Genomic DNA, 14,754 nt, shown 5'->3' on the forward strand with positions numbered 1-14,754 from the left:
CCATGAAGCCAAGCTATCCGCTCTCCGTCCTAGACCTGTCCCCTATTGTTCAGGGCTCTACCCCGGCCCAGTCCTTTCGCTGTTCGGCGGACATTGCCCGTCATGCCGAGCAGTGGGGCTATCACCGTTACTGGCTGGCCGAACACCACGGCATGCCCGGTATTGCCAGTGCAGCCACCTCGGTCCTGATCGGGCACATTGCCGGTCAAACCAGCCGCATTCGCGTGGGTGCAGGCGGCATCATGTTGCCCAACCACTCCCCGCTGGTAATTGCCGAGCAGTTTGGGACACTGGCCTCCCTGTACCCCGGCCGTATCGACCTGGGTCTGGGGCGTGCTCCTGGTTCCGACCCCGAAACGGCCCGCGCCTTGCGCCGCAATCTGAACAGCGATCCCGACCAGTTTCCACGCGATGTACTGGAGCTGATGGACTATATGTCCGACGAGCCGCGCAACCGCATCATGGCCGTACCCGGTCGTGGTCTGAATGTGCCGGTCTGGATTCTGGGCTCCAGCCTGTTTGGTGCTCAACTGGCCGCCGCGCTGGGCTTGCCCTATGCCTTTGCTTCGCATTTTGCGCCTGCTCAGTTAATGGATGCTATTGAGGTTTATCGCCGTCAGTTCCAGCCTTCCGTGCATCTGGAAAAACCGTACGTCATGCTGGGCTACAACGTCTTTGCCGCCGACACGGAAGACGAAGCCAAACTACTGGCCTCCTCCTGGCAACAGTCTTTTGTGAACCTGCGCAGCGGTCGTCCCGGCCAACTGCCACCGCCCGTACGCGACTACTACGAACAATGTAGCCCACCCGCCCAGCATCTGCTGGACTCCCTGCTCAGCTGTACGGCCATTGGCAATCCGGAGCAAGTGCTTGAACAGATGAAGGGTTTCATTGCACTGACAGGCGCCAACGAGCTGATGCTGAACGCCAATATTTTTGACCACAACAAGCGCTTGCGCTCCTACGAGATTGCCGCCGAGCTGCGCGGCAGTCTGGTATGAACCCACGCCATCTTCAAGAGACGGCACTGCGCTACTTCCAAGAAGTAGCGCGTTGTGGCTCTATCTCGCAGGCGGCCAGCAATCTGCATGTGGCCACATCGGCCATCAGCCGTCAGATCAGCGGTCTGGAAGAAAACCTGGGCATGGCCTTGTTCGAGCGCCATGCCCGTGGCATGAACCTGACCGCCGCGGGCGAACTGCTGCTGGCCCATGCCCGCCGCAGTGCCATGGATGCCGAACGCACCTTGCACGATATTGCCGCCCTGCAAGGGCTGCAAACCGGCCTGATACGCATTGCCTCCTCTGAAGGTTTGGCAGCCCAGTTGCTCCCCCAATGCATTGCGCAGTTTCGAGAAAAACATCAGGGCATACGCTTTCAGCTGGATGTGCTGCCGCCACACCGTATCACCATGCTGCTGTTGAGCGGCCAGATTGATATAGGCATCAAATTCACGCAAACGGCTGAAAAAGATATCAAGACCTTGTTCCGCCGCGATGCGCCCGTCATGGCTCTGGCCGTTCCCGGTCACCCGGTAACCCGTACCGAACGCATCAGCCTGAAAAGCCTTCTGGCGCATCCCCTGGCCTTGCCTGGCCCCGACACCACGGTACGACAAATGATGGATGTAGCTTGCAGTGCGCAAAACCTGAGTCTGGACCCGGTTTTCAGCAGCAACCACATGCAGTCCCTGCATCAATTTGCCTTATCCGGTGCTGGCGTGACCGTGTCAGCCTTGCTCTCGGCTCGTCATCTGATTGAGCAAGGTTTGCTGCAGGCCAGCTTCATCCACGAACGCGGCTTGCTGAACCGCCAGATTGAAGTGCAGGCCCTGGCTGGCCGCCGCTTGCCCTCTATTGTTCGCCGCTTTCTGGACGAGTTGTTACCGCAACTTGAAATCGATCCGCAGGCCTTGCCAAAATAGCAACGCTGATCTGCTTATTTGTTGCTGGTTCGGCATCATCGCCTTTCCTATCATCTCTTGATTGAGGAGAGAGCCATGACCAGACCCAGCAACGCCCCAAGCACCGCGCAGACCCTATCGACCCGTCGCCCCTGGCGACGTCTTGCCCAAACCTTATTAGGTGCTGTTCTGGCCGTCAGCAGCATGGCGGCCCATGCCGGCGATTGGCCTGATCGCCCCATTCGCCTGATCGTGCCTTTCCCCACTGGCGGAGCCACCGACGTCATCAGCCGGCTGATTGCCGAAAGCGCCGCCAAAGCGATGAACGCCAACATCATTGTGGACAACCGCACGGGCGCAGGCGGCACGATTGGTTCGGGCGAAGTCGCTCGCAGCAAGCCCGATGGCTACACCCTCCTGTTCACCACCAGCAGCACCCACGCGATTGCCCCGCACCTGTACAAATCCCTGCCCTACGATGCAGAAAAAGACTTCACCCCTATCGCTCACTTGGGCGATGCCGCCAGCGTCTTGCTGGTGAACCCGTCCGTACCCGCGCAAACTCTGCCGGAACTGATTGAATACGCGCGCGCCCATCCCGATGAGTTGAACTACGCCAGCAGTGGCAATGGCACCATCGTGCACCTGGGCACCGAAGCCTTTTTGAATCAGGCCAATATCGTCATGTCCCACGTTCCATACCGCGGAACCGGTCAGGCCATTAACGATATGCTGGGCGGCTCCATCCATGTTTTACTGGATGCCATCCCCACCGGGATGCCGTATGTGAACAGCGGCCAGTTGCGTGCCCTGGCGGTGACAGGCCAACAGCGCTCGCCACTGGCTCCCGATTTGCCCACCTTTCAGGAGTCCGGCCTGCCGGGCTATGAATCGGTGACCTGGTTTGGCCTGTACGCTCCCGCAGGCTTGCCCGACGAAATTCGTGACAAGGCTTATGAGGCTTTTACCCATGCCGTTCAGGACCCCAAAGTACGCTCACGCCTGCAAACCTTGGGCGTGGACCAACCCCGCAGCACCAGCCGAGAAGAGTTTATCTCCTTGGTCCGCGAGGACAGCGCACGTTGGCAAGGCCTGATCCAACTGACTGGAATACAGATTCAATGAACAAGACTGACACCTGTATGGACTGGAACAACCCCTACCCGTCCGCCCGTTCTGCGGTGCTTGGCCAAAACATGGTCAGCACCTCCCACCCCTTGGCCGCACAAGCGGGCCTGCGCATGTTGCAGGCCGGTGGCAATGCCGTCGATGCGGCGCTGGCTGCCGCCATCGCCTTGACGGTGCTTGAACCCACGGGTTGCGGCATAGGCAGTGATGCCTTTGCCATCGTCTGGGACGGCAAAGAGCTACATGGCTTGAACGCCTCCGGGCGCTCGCCTCGTGGCTGGTCGCCGGACCGATTCAAAGGTCACGACGCCGTCCCCGACAAAGGTTGGGAAAGTGTCTCCGTTCCTGGTGCGGTCTCTGCCTGGGCCGAGCTGTCCAGCAAGCTGGGCCGCCTGAGTCTGGAACAAGTCGCCGCCCCCGCGATTCATTACGCCCGAGAAGGTTTCCCGGTCTCACCCGTGATCGCACGTTTATGGGAACTGGGTCGTCAGCGCCTGGGCGATCAGCCCGGTTTTGCCGAAGCCTTTTTACGTGATGGCAAAGCGCCCGTAGCTGGTCAGTGGTACCAGAACCCGGACCAGGCCAATACGCTGGAACGCATTGCGGCGACCCAGGGTCAGGACTTTTATACCGGCGAGCTGGCCAAACGCATTGCCGACTTCTCCCGCCAGCATGGCGGCGCCATGGACGAGCAGGATCTGGCCGAGCATCGCGCGAACTGGTGCGGCACCATCAGCCATCCTTTTGCGCAATCGGTCATTCATGAAATCCCCCCGAATGGTCAGGGTCTGGCCGCCTTGATGGCACTGGGCATCATGGAGCAGGCGGGTGTAGGCCAACAGCCGCTGGACCATATCGATACAGTGCATTTGAGCATTGAAGCGATGAAGCTGGCCTTTGCCGATCTGTACGAACACCACGCAGATCTGGAGCACATGATTCATCATCCCGAGCATCTGCTGGACCCGGCCTATCTGCGCGAGCGCGCTGCCCTGATTCAAATGAACGAGGCAGGCGACCCCAAACATGGCCTGCCCGGCCCCTCCGGCACGGTCTATGTCACAGCCGCCGATTCCAGCGGCATGATGGTGTCCCTGATCCAGTCCAACTACATGGGTTTTGGTTCCGGCGTGGTCGTTCCCGGCACCGGCATCAGCATGCAGAACCGCGGTCATGGCTTTACCCTGCGGCCTGGTCATGTGAATGAAGTGGCCGGTGGCAAGCGCCCCTCGCACACCATCATTCCCGCCTTTGCCATGAATGCCAATGGCACGCCGCAAATGTCGTTTGGTGTGATGGGTGGCCCCTTCCAGTCCCAAGGCCATATGCAAATGGCGCTGCGTGTTCTGCTGTATGGTCAGAACCCGCAAGCCGCTGCCGATGCCCCACGCTGGCGCGTGACGGGTGGCCGTGGCGTGGCGGTAGAGCCTACTTTCGATCCCGCTCTGGTTCAGGCCCTGCGCGAGCGCGGTCATGAAGTCGTCGTTGAACCTGGCAGTGGTGTGTTCGCCTTTGGCGGTGCACAACTGATTCTGCGCCAGGGCAATCATTACGTGGGTGGCTCTGACCCGCGTAAAGATGGGCAGGTGGTGGCGTACTAAGCCTGTTTACCTTTAAGAGATCACTGCCGCTCTCTGATTGGGGTCTGGATATCCTTATCCAGACCCCAAATACCTTTGGGCCTCCCTATCTCTATGTAGACAAACCGCTCAACGGAACAAAGACACGCGTACCAAGGCCCTATCCCTTCAGCCTCCTTCAATGCTCTGCCAAAGCAGACGCCAACATTAGCTTGGCTCACTAAACGTACACCGTGGTCAATATCTGACACTTTCCATACACAAAGACTGTGTTTTTATCAGGTTTTCTTCAGCCAGACAGAATGACTGCTGTACCATCAAAAATTGCCGCTTCATACCCCGGAAGCGGTTTTCTATTTGTCTAAACGGCCCTGCCATCCTCGGGGCCGTCCGCTGGAGCCCATTCGGTGCTGTCATTCTTTGAACGTCGATTAGATCCCTATCCCGAACAACACGTCGCCACTCCTCCCAAAGGATTTTTCCCCTTCATCTGGGCCTGTACGAAAAATTCACGCGGCTGGATTGGCCTGATGACCGTGACCTCGATTGGCCTGTCGGCCTACGAGGCCATGCTGTTTGCCCTGCTCAGCTATATCGTGGACTGGCTGCCCTCGATTGAACCTGCTTTATTCTGGAGCCAGCAGGGTGGCACGCTCCTGACTATTGCCGCTGTTCTGCTGGGCAGCGTGGTCCTGATCAGCCTGCATACGCTGGTCATGCACCAGGTGCTGGCCATCAACTTCCCCATGCGCCTGCGCTGGCTGTTTCACAAGCTGATGCTGAACCAGAGCATGTCCTTTTACGCGGACGAGTTTGCCGGCCGCATCACCACCAAGATCATGCAAACCGCTCTGGCGGTGCGTGAAACCCTGTTCATGGCCGTGGAAGTGGTCGTGGGCATGAGCGCCTACCTGATCGGTATTCTGATTCTGGCCGGCAGCTTTGACCGCCTGCTGATCCTGCCCTTTCTGCTCTGGCTGGTGGGCTACGCCTTGGCCTGCGTGTACTTTGTGCCTCGTCTGGGCAAAGTCGGCGCTGAACAGGCCGATGCTCGTGCGCTGATGACGGGCCGCATTACCGACGCCTACACCAATATCAATACGGTCAAGCTGTTTGCCCACACACGCCGTGAGGCAGACCATGCCAAGAACGCCATGCGCCGCTTCCAGGAAACGGGCCATGTCCAGATGCGTCTGATCAGCATGTTTGAAGTGGCCAACCATGTGCTGGCCACCCTCTTGCTGATCAGCTCGGCGGGCCTGGCCTTGTACCTGTGGTCGATTGACCAATCCACCGCCGGTGTGGTGGCAGCTGTCATTGCGATGGCACTGCGCCTGTCCGGCCATTCCCATTGGCTGATGTGGGAGTTGACCAATCTGTTCGAGAACGTGGGCACGATTCAGGACGGCATCAACACCTTGACGCAAGAACCCACCGTGGTGGATGCGCCCGATGCCAAGCCCCTGCAAATCGAACAAGGTCGCATCGAATTCCAGGACGTGAGCTTTGCCTACCGCGATAAAAGCCGTCAGGTGATCGACAAGCTCAATCTGGTGATCAAACCGGGCGAGCGTGTTGGTCTGATTGGCCGTTCTGGCGCGGGCAAGTCCACGTTGGTCAACCTGCTGCTGCGTTTCCATGATGTGGATAGCGGCACCATCCGCATTGATGGCCAGGACATTGCCCATGTCACGCAAGACAGTTTGCGTGCCGCCATTGGCATGGTGACGCAGGATACCTCCTTGCTGCACCGTTCCATGCGCGACAACATTCTGTATGGCCGCCCGGATGCCAACGACGAGCTGCTGCATATGGCCGTTGAGCGTGCCGCCGCTGCCGACTTCATCCCGCAGCTGCATGACCGCCAGGGCCGTGAGGGCCTGGAGGCGCATGTAGGCGAGCGCGGTGTGAAACTGTCTGGCGGCCAGCGTCAGCGTGTGGCAATTGCCCGCGTCATGCTGAAAGACGCCCCCATCCTGTTACTGGATGAAGCCACCAGCGCGCTGGACTCTGAAGTGGAAGCCGCCATCCAGGAAAGCCTCAACACCCTGATGCACGGCAAGACGGTAATTGCCATTGCCCACCGCCTGTCCACCATTGCGGCACTGGACCGCTTGATTGTGCTGGATCAGGGCCGCATCATCGAGCAAGGCAGCCACCAGGAATTGCTGGAAAAAGGTGGGTTGTATGCTCGCTTGTGGGCACGTCAAAGTGGCGGATTCCTGGGAGAGACCGGCAAACAAGATGGTTAAAACGTGTCACTTGCTTGCAAAAAAAAACTGACGTTACATCTTTGTCCCATTAGAATTTCGGAAGATCAAACTTCGCCGTGCTTGCGGCGAAGTTTTTTTTCAACTTATTCAGCCCATACATAGAACAAGATTATGTTTTTAGTCTTCCCCGATTCTGCCGCCATTGCGGCACACCTGAGCGCCCGTCTTCAGGACATTATTCGTCAGGATCCACAAGCGACTCTGGGTCTGGCAACCGGGGGGACCATGGAACCCGTTTACGCCCGTTTCGTGCAGGACGTGCGTGCCAATGGGCTGGATGTCTCCCAAATCAACAGCTTCAATCTGGATGAGTATGTGGGCCTGTCGGCAGAGCACGAACAAAGCTACGCCTACTACATGCGCCAGCACCTGTTCGGCCAATTGCCTTTTGATGCTGCACGTTTGCATCTGCCCAATGGCCTGACCAAAGAACTGGAACAGCACTGCCAGGACTACTCCGCTGCGATTGCTGCCAGCGGTGGTGTCGCCTTGCAACTGCTGGGCGTCGGCACCAACGGCCACATTGGCTTTAACGAACCGGGTACCCCTTTTGACAGCCGCACGCATGTGGTTGCCCTGTCCGAGCGCACCCGTATCGACAACAGCCGCTTTTTTGACTCCATGGACGAAGTGCCCGCATCGGCCATCACCATGGGGATTGCCGATATTCTGAGCGCCCGTGAAATTGCCCTAGTGGTCACCGGCGAGCACAAGGCTCGCACCATGCTCAATTATCAGGAAGGCGGTGTCACGCCCGAGTTGCCTTTCACGGCCTTGAAGCAGCACGCCAACACCCACATCCTGCTGGACGAGGCGGCTGCCAGCCTGCTAGACCCCAGCCTCTGCCACCGTCCCCTGATCAGCCAAGCTGCCTGAGCCAGCTTGCCAGCCCCCGCCCAGCGCTCGGAAGAGCGCCGCGCGGGACTGCAAACGCGACTGCATCAAGCTGACGCGCACATCCTGAGCGGCGTACAAGGTACGCTGCGCATCCAGTAAAGACAACAAGGTTTCCGAGCCAGAGCGATAACGTGCTTCGGCCAGTTGAAACGCCAGCCTGGCTTGCTCCCACTCCAGTTCCATGGTCTGCGCCTGAGCATCCAGGCTATGCAGTTGTGCCAGCACGCCTTCCACATCCATATAAGCCTGCACAATGGTCTGACGATACTGCGCCAGCCATTCCTGCAAACGAGCGTCGCTCAAATCCTTGCCTGCCTGCAGACGACCAGCATTGAAGATGGGCGCCACCAGCCCACTGATCAGGCTGTAGACCGGATGGCGCAAGCTTTCTTCCCAACGACTACCCGATGCCCCAGCCCTGGTTCCCAAAGTCAGACTGGGATACATGGCAGCGCGAGCCACATGCACATCTGCATGAGCGGCTGACAATTGAGCCTCGATGCGCGCAATATCAGGACGTTGCGACAGTAGCTGTGAAGGCAAACCTGCCTCCAGCTCCGGCACCTGCAAACTGGCAATATCTTCCTGCGGCTCAGGCATGATTTCAGTACGGCCCAACAAGGTCGCCAACTCTACCCGCGTGCGAATGGCCTGCTCTTCAATCACAAACAATTTGCGCTGTTGCGAAGCCAGCAATTGACGTTGCTGTGCCAGTTCCAAAGGCGAAGCCGCTCCCGCCTGCAAGCGCGCTTCCAGCAAACTCAACAAGCGTTGTGCAACGACCAGGTTTTGACGAGCAATGGCGACACGCTGTTTATCGCCCAAGGCTTGCAGGCTTAAATGCACCACCTGCGCCTGCACGCTGACACGCAGCACATCCAGCTCGTAATTCGCCGCCTGGGCCAGGAACACGGCACTATCGGCCTGAGCACGATGGCGTCCCCACACATCCAGTTCGTAGCTCATGAACACACCGGCCACATATTGCGAGCGGGAATCACCATGCGACGAAGAAAACGGCGCATCTCGTTGAGCAGAGACATTGCCCTGCAATTCCGGCAGCAAACTGGCCCCGGCCATGCGTGCCTGGGCCTGCGCCTGCAAGATCCGGGCCTGTGCCTGACGCAGCACCGCCACATCCTTCAAGGCTTCCTGCATCAGGCTGTTCAAGCCGGGGCTGTTATAGGCACGCCACCACCCCGGCTCTACCTGGGTCAGTACAGGACTGGGTGTCGCCTTGACTTGCTGTTGATACGCCTGGGGCAGCGTCGGCGGGCTCTTGTCCAGATCAGAGGACAAGGAGCCGCACGCTTGCAGCACAAGCGTGCTCATGGCCCCTGCTATCCATCGGTAATGAGCCATGCTTACTCCCCTGCCAAAGCCTGAACGGGGTCCAGCGCAGCCGCCGTTCGTGCTGGCATATAGCCAAAAACCATGCCCGTCACCACGGCGCAGCCAAAGGCGCCCAAGGCTGCCCGCAAGGAAAACACCACATCCACCCCACCAAAAATCAGGCCGATACCCACCACAGCACCAGCCAGCACGCCCAGGCAACCGCCTGTAATCGTCAACAAAACCGCCTCGGTCAGAAACTGGCGCATGATGTCACTTTGCCGTGCACCTGTTGCCATGCGTATGCCAATTTCCCGTGTACGTTCACGCACCGTCATCAACATCACATTCATGACCCCGATGCCGCCTACCACCAAAGACACGGCGGCAATCAGGCCCAGCATCATGCTCATGGCCTGACGCGTGGACGCTTCAGTCTGCAAGCGAGCCGCTGCATTCCCGATTGAAAAGTCTTCTCGCCCACCATGACGCTGTGTCAGCAACTGACGCATGTCTTGTTCCGCTTCCAGAACGGTGGAACTGTCCTGCGCATCAATCACCACATAGTCGGGCTGCGTCTGGGCCTGATACACACGGGCACGCGCCGCGTGATAGGGCACAAACACCATGTCGTCGTAGTCCTGTGCACCCGAATCGGCACCCCGTTCCTGCATCACCCCGATCACCTCAAAAGGCGAATTACCGATCAGGAGCTGCTGCCCCAACGGCACATCCATATCGGGGAAGAAATGCCTGGCGGCACGGTGTCCCAGCACAACCAGAGGAGCCAGGTCCCGGTCCTCGGCATCGGTGTAGTAACGGCCTTGTGCCAGCTTCCAGCGGTGAATATCCGGCATGGTTTCATTGGCGGCAAACACGTACACCTGACGGTCCACGCTGCCACGCCGCACAGTAATCGGGTCCCCAATCACGGGCATCACACGCCGTATAAGAGGCAGCTCTCCAATCGCTTCCAGGTCCTCATCCGTCAGTTGGCCTTTGGGCAAACCATTGGGTGGCGAGGAGCTGCTCAAGTACATGATGGTGGTGCCCATCGTGCCCATCTGATCCATCACGCGCTGGCGTGCGCCCTCGCCCACCGCCAGCATGACAATGACCGAGGCCACCCCAATAATCACGCCCAGCAAGGTCAATGCCGTGCGATGCCGATTAATGAACATGCTGCGCAAGGCACTGCGTGCGGCGTCCTTGATTTCCGAGAGCCAGGGCGAGCGACGATTTTCCGACTCCATCAAAGGCGGCTTGGCCCTTGTTTCCTGGGCCGCATCCGAGCGGCTATCAGACAGGATGCAGCCGTCACGAATCTCGATCACCCGGTCTGCCATCGCGGCCACCTGGTGATCGTGGGTAATCAGAATGATCGTATGCCCCGAGTCCGACAGCTCGCGCAGCAAGGCCATGACCTCCGCACCGCTGCGCGAATCCAGTGCACCCGTAGGCTCGTCAGCCAGAATGACCCGGCCGCCATTCATCAGGGCACGGGCAATGGACACGCGCTGCTGCTGACCGCCAGACAGTTGATTGGGTCGATTGTCCAGCTTGTCCGCCAAGCCCAGACTGCTTAATAAATGCGCGGCACGCTCAGCCCGGCTGGCCTCGTCCATGCCCGCATAAATCGCGGGCATCTGCACGTTTTCACTGGCCGTTTCGGTAGGGATCAAGTGATAGCCCTGAAACACAAAACCAAACGTTTCCCGACGCAAGGCAGCCAGCTCATCCGCGCTTAACTGTGCAACATCCCGACCCTGAAACAGATAGGTGCCGCTGCTGGGCTTGTCCAGACAACCGAGCAAGTTCATCAAGGTAGACTTGCCCGAGCCCGATGCGCCCACAATGGCCACAAACTCGCCCGGCTCAATGCTCAGGCTGACATCGAACAAGACCTGCACAGCCGGTTTCGTGCTGGGCGGGCCACCATAAATACGGCAGATGTCGCGCAGCTCAATCAAGGCAGGAGCGGACCCTACCATTGCAACCACCGCCAGCCACGCTCAGCCGCCACCACGGCCAGCACCACCTGCTCACCCTTGGCCAGCCCATCCAGAACCTGCACCTGGTGTCGATTGCGCACCCCCAGGCTGACCGGCTTTTCCTGCAGCTTGCCTTGCTCCAGCACCGGCACCTTGAAGGCATCGGGACCGCGCTGCGGGTCAGGACGCAAGGCCACCAGAGGCACCAGCAAAGCCCGATCGGCACGATCAATTTCAAACAGCACCTGCGCGGTCATCTGCGGCATCAATTCACCGTCGTCATTGTCCACATCAAACAGCACCGTATACATGATGGCCTGTGTAGCTGTTGGCGCCGTGGCGGTGGTCTCTTCCTGCGTGCTGCCTTCGGGTGCCGGCATGATCTGCCGCACCTTGGCCTGCCATTGACGCGCCTGTGTTTCGCCCTGTTCGCCCAAGGTTGTAAACGTCACCGTCATGCCGGGTTTGATGCGGCGAATATCCGCCTCGGACACACTGGTCCACACCGTCATGGTGCTCAGGTCTGCAATGCGCAAAATATTGGGGGTTTGGTACGTGGCATTCAAGGTCTGGCCTTCACGGGCCTGCACACCAATCACGGTGCCACTCATGGGCGCGTAAATGCGCGTGTAGCCCAATCGCGCCTCATCAGCTTTCAGCGTGGCCTGGGTCTGCTCCATCTGCGCTTGCACATGGGCGACACGCGCCTGAGCCGTCGCCAGATTCGCCTGGGCAATCTGTATATCTTCCTGACGACTGGCCTGCTGGCGCTCCAATTGGCGCTGACGTGTCAACTGCTGGCGCGCCAACAAAAGCTGGGCCTGTTGCTCAGCCAACTGAGCGCGAAATGCCGCCAGCGAAGCGCAGCCTGCATCGACCGTGGCCTGCTGTACGCTGGGGTCAATTTCCACCAGCAACTGGCCCTGCTCGACCTGATCGCCCGGAGCAACCGGCAAAGCCGTAATCTGCCCCGACACCTGTGCCCCCACATCCACATAGCGACTGGGCTTCAAAGTCCCCACCGCAGCAACGGTAGCGCGTATATCGCTTTGCTCCACGGCCACCGTTTCAAACTGCTCTGAAGAACGCCCGGCCTGTGCGGCCAGCGCCCCCAGTACCAGCACCGCCACCAGGGCCAACGCCCAGCGGCGCTTCACTGCTTTGGACTTCATAAATAATTCCGTTAAAACCGTAGATCTGCACCCGCCGCATCATGCCTGGCAGGTGATCAAAAAAGTAATAGTGGTCAAGAAGGCAGAGGCTTGCTTACCCATCCAACGCAATCAAGCGGACAGGGCAAGAGGTTCTTTTTCAGGCCTTCCTTATAAAGACGTTTGAGAGCCCACTTTCCGGACATTTATTTTGTAAAAGTTATAGCGATGGGCTGGAAGTAGGGGTGGAGGGGTCGAATCAGGCAGGGTTTTGATCCCCTGCCTGCTCCCTTCCTTAAAACTCCGCCGAGACACTCAACATGAACGTGCGTGGCTGCGACAAGACCAGATAGCCATTATTGGGATAACCGCCAACTGAAGCCCAGTAAGTCGTATCGGCCACGTTCTCAACGCTGGCCCTGAATGTCATGGGTACACCGGAGACCTTGCGCTGATAGCTGGCTCCCAGATCCCAACGTACCCAACCTGGCACACGGATCGCATTGGCCGAATCCGCATAACGGGCGCCGGTAGCCAGCAACTGGGTATCCAGCGACAAGCCGGTCACCTGCGGCACATCCCAGGTCAAGCCCAGACTGCCCTGCCAGCGCGGCACACCAATCACGCGCTGACCTTCGCTCAACGGATCACCCGTGTTTTTCTGCTTGGTATCCAGGGCAGTCACACCACCCAGAATACGCAGGGAGTCCGTCAGCTGACCATAGAAGCTCAGCTCCAGCCCGTTATGCCTATCCTTGCCCGACTCAACAAAACGCAGATCGTCGTTCACGACACCCCGCGGTTTGGTCGTGGTGAAGAAAGTCAAACCACCGCCCATAGAGCCATTGTCGTACTTGATGCCCAGCTCTTTTTGCTTGGCCACAAAGGCCGACAAGCGCTGCCCCGCGTTCTGAACGGGTTGATTATTAAAACGGGTCGGTGCCAGATCACCTTGCGCCAGGCTTTCCGTGTAGTTGCCGTACAAGGCCCATTCATCAGTCAGCTTGAACACCACGCCCGCCGCAGGGCTGGTGTGTTGCTGACGGTCTTTACGCTGCAGGGCCTGGGTGCCATAGTCATAACTGCGCGTTTCCATAATTTGATGGCGTACACCCAGCATGACTTCCAGCCTGTCATCCCAGAGGTACATCAAGTCGCCCAGGGTGTAGCTGCTCAATTTGGTGCGACCCACCAAGGCTGGCGAGCCCAGATTCCCGCCCGAAAAGGCAATGGGCGGCAAGGCATAGTTCACAGGGTCATAGAGATTGCTGTCCTGCACGCTGCCCATGGCCCAGGCGTTTTTCTCCTTGTGGTCATACAGAGAAGCCGCAGCAACCAGCTCATGCAGCACAGGGCCGGTTTCAAAACTGGCTCGCAAGCCCAGCTCGCCCGTTTTCACATCATCTCGTCGGGAGTTATCGAAACGCGAAAAGGTAGATTTACCCGAAACCGCATCGGTCACTGTCAGGCCCGCCAGCTGGTTTTCTTCCTTGCCATTTTTCATGCCAAAGGCCGCCCACAGCGTGATGGAATCATTCAGATCATATTCCCCACGCACGGTGCCAAAGACAGTTTTCTCATTGGAATAAGTCCAGGGCTGAGCAAAGTTACGCTTGTGAGAGGGCAGCTCCGGCAAGGCCGACAAGCCGGCCTGCAAGGTGACATTGGGCCGGACTTCGCGCAGCTTGTGCTCCTGATAGCCCAGGTCGGCAGACAAGCGTACACGCTCACCACGCCAATCCATCCCAACGGTATACAGGTCCAGACGGGTATGTTCATTGTCGACCGCCGTATCACCGCTGCGCTTGATGGCATTGATGCGAATACCTGCCGCATCATCCGCAAAGCGGCGCGAAATATCCGCCTTGATCTGGCTTTGCCCGCCACTGCCATAACCCACACCAACCTTGGTCAGCGGGTTCTCGCCGGCCCGTTTGGGCAGCACATTAATCGTGCCTCCAATGCCACCGCCAGAAGGTGCCGCACCGTACAGAAAGCCACCAGCTCCATGCAGCACTTCAATACGCTCGGCCAGTTCGGCCGCGGTCGCTTGCCGGGGCAGCAAACCAAACAAACCGTTGTAGGCAATATCATCGGAAGCCGTCAAAAAGCCCCGAATGAAAAAGCTTTCCTGGAAGTTGCCAAAACCACGCGCCACCCGCACGGAAGGATCATGGCGCACCACATCGGCTACCGTGGATGCCTGCAATTGCTCGATATAGCGGCTGGTATAGCTGTTGACGCTAAAGGGCGAGTCCATATTATCCAGAGAACCCAATATCCCCACCCGACCACCACTGGCGACCTGGCCGCCCGCATACTCGGGCAACAAACCCTGACGCGAAGCATCCGCACTGGCATTGACGGTAATGGTGGACAACTCCTGCGCCTGGGCAACATTCGCCTGGTCTTGCGCCTGAGCCTGTACATGGAGAGCAAGCAGGGATAAGACAAGGGAGCGGCCCAGGCAAGGTTTAAATAGACGTGTCATCACGATTA

Annotated in this window: 10 protein-coding genes; 6 read left to right on the plus strand and 4 right to left on the minus strand. The window is 58.7% G+C overall.

Translation table 11 applies throughout. The features are described 5' to 3' along the window. Positions 1-2 precede the first annotated feature (2 nt). The 6 genes from Q9R35_RS15595 (at position 3) to Q9R35_RS15620 (ending at position 7,760) form a co-directional block, all read left to right on the plus strand. Positions 3-1,001, plus strand: coding sequence for an LLM class flavin-dependent oxidoreductase (locus tag Q9R35_RS15595; protein ID WP_045931039.1), 999 nt, complete (start codon positions 3-5; stop codon positions 999-1,001). After that, positions 998-1,924 (plus strand): LysR substrate-binding domain-containing protein, encoded by a 927-nt coding sequence (locus Q9R35_RS15600; RefSeq protein ID WP_042483917.1) that lies wholly within the window; start codon positions 998-1,000, stop codon positions 1,922-1,924. The genes Q9R35_RS15595 and Q9R35_RS15600 overlap by 4 nt, the downstream gene beginning before the upstream one ends. 75 nt (positions 1,925-1,999) lie before the next feature. Next, positions 2,000-3,028 carry a tripartite tricarboxylate transporter substrate binding protein gene (locus Q9R35_RS15605; protein WP_311220098.1) on the plus strand — a complete coding sequence of 343 codons (1,029 nt, stop codon included), beginning with the start codon at positions 2,000-2,002 and terminating at the stop codon, positions 3,026-3,028. Next, positions 3,025-4,632 carry a gamma-glutamyltransferase family protein gene (locus tag Q9R35_RS15610; protein ID WP_042483911.1) on the plus strand — a complete coding sequence of 536 codons (1,608 nt, stop codon included), beginning with the start codon at positions 3,025-3,027 and terminating at the stop codon, positions 4,630-4,632. Before Q9R35_RS15605 ends, Q9R35_RS15610 begins: the two co-directional genes overlap by 4 nt. A gap of 386 nt (positions 4,633-5,018) precedes the next feature. Beyond that, positions 5,019-6,863, plus strand: a complete 1,845-nt coding sequence (locus Q9R35_RS15615; RefSeq protein ID WP_311220099.1) for an ABC transporter ATP-binding protein — start codon at positions 5,019-5,021, stop codon at positions 6,861-6,863. Between the two features lie 132 nt (positions 6,864-6,995). Continuing rightward, positions 6,996-7,760, plus strand: coding sequence for a glucosamine-6-phosphate deaminase (locus Q9R35_RS15620; RefSeq protein ID WP_197313749.1), 765 nt, complete (start codon positions 6,996-6,998; stop codon positions 7,758-7,760). On the opposite strand, the gene Q9R35_RS15625 is transcribed toward Q9R35_RS15620, so the two are convergent. The 4 genes from Q9R35_RS15625 to Q9R35_RS15640 all read right to left on the minus strand — a co-directional run bounded on the left by Q9R35_RS15625 (position 7,713) and on the right by Q9R35_RS15640 (position 14,746). Then, positions 7,713-9,113 carry an efflux transporter outer membrane subunit gene (locus Q9R35_RS15625; RefSeq protein WP_311220100.1) on the minus strand — a complete coding sequence of 467 codons (1,401 nt, stop codon included), beginning with the start codon at positions 9,111-9,113 and terminating at the stop codon, positions 7,713-7,715. The genes Q9R35_RS15620 and Q9R35_RS15625 overlap by 48 nt on opposite strands. Before the next feature lie 32 nt (positions 9,114-9,145). Further along, positions 9,146-11,104, minus strand: a complete 1,959-nt coding sequence (locus Q9R35_RS15630; protein ID WP_311220101.1) for an ABC transporter permease — start codon at positions 11,102-11,104, stop codon at positions 9,146-9,148. Next, positions 11,098-12,276: an efflux RND transporter periplasmic adaptor subunit gene (locus Q9R35_RS15635; protein WP_311220102.1), complete on the minus strand. Its 1,179-nt coding sequence runs from the start codon at positions 12,274-12,276 to the stop codon at positions 11,098-11,100. Before Q9R35_RS15635 ends, Q9R35_RS15630 begins: the two co-directional genes overlap by 7 nt. 274 nt (positions 12,277-12,550) lie before the next feature. Next, positions 12,551-14,746 carry a TonB-dependent siderophore receptor gene (locus tag Q9R35_RS15640; protein WP_197313746.1) on the minus strand — a complete coding sequence of 732 codons (2,196 nt, stop codon included), beginning with the start codon at positions 14,744-14,746 and terminating at the stop codon, positions 12,551-12,553. Positions 14,747-14,754: the final 8 nt, after the last annotated feature.

The sequence above is a fragment of the Alcaligenes sp. AB3 genome (assembly GCF_031844565.1).
Lineage (GTDB): Bacteria > Pseudomonadota > Gammaproteobacteria > Burkholderiales > Burkholderiaceae_B > Alcaligenes > Alcaligenes faecalis.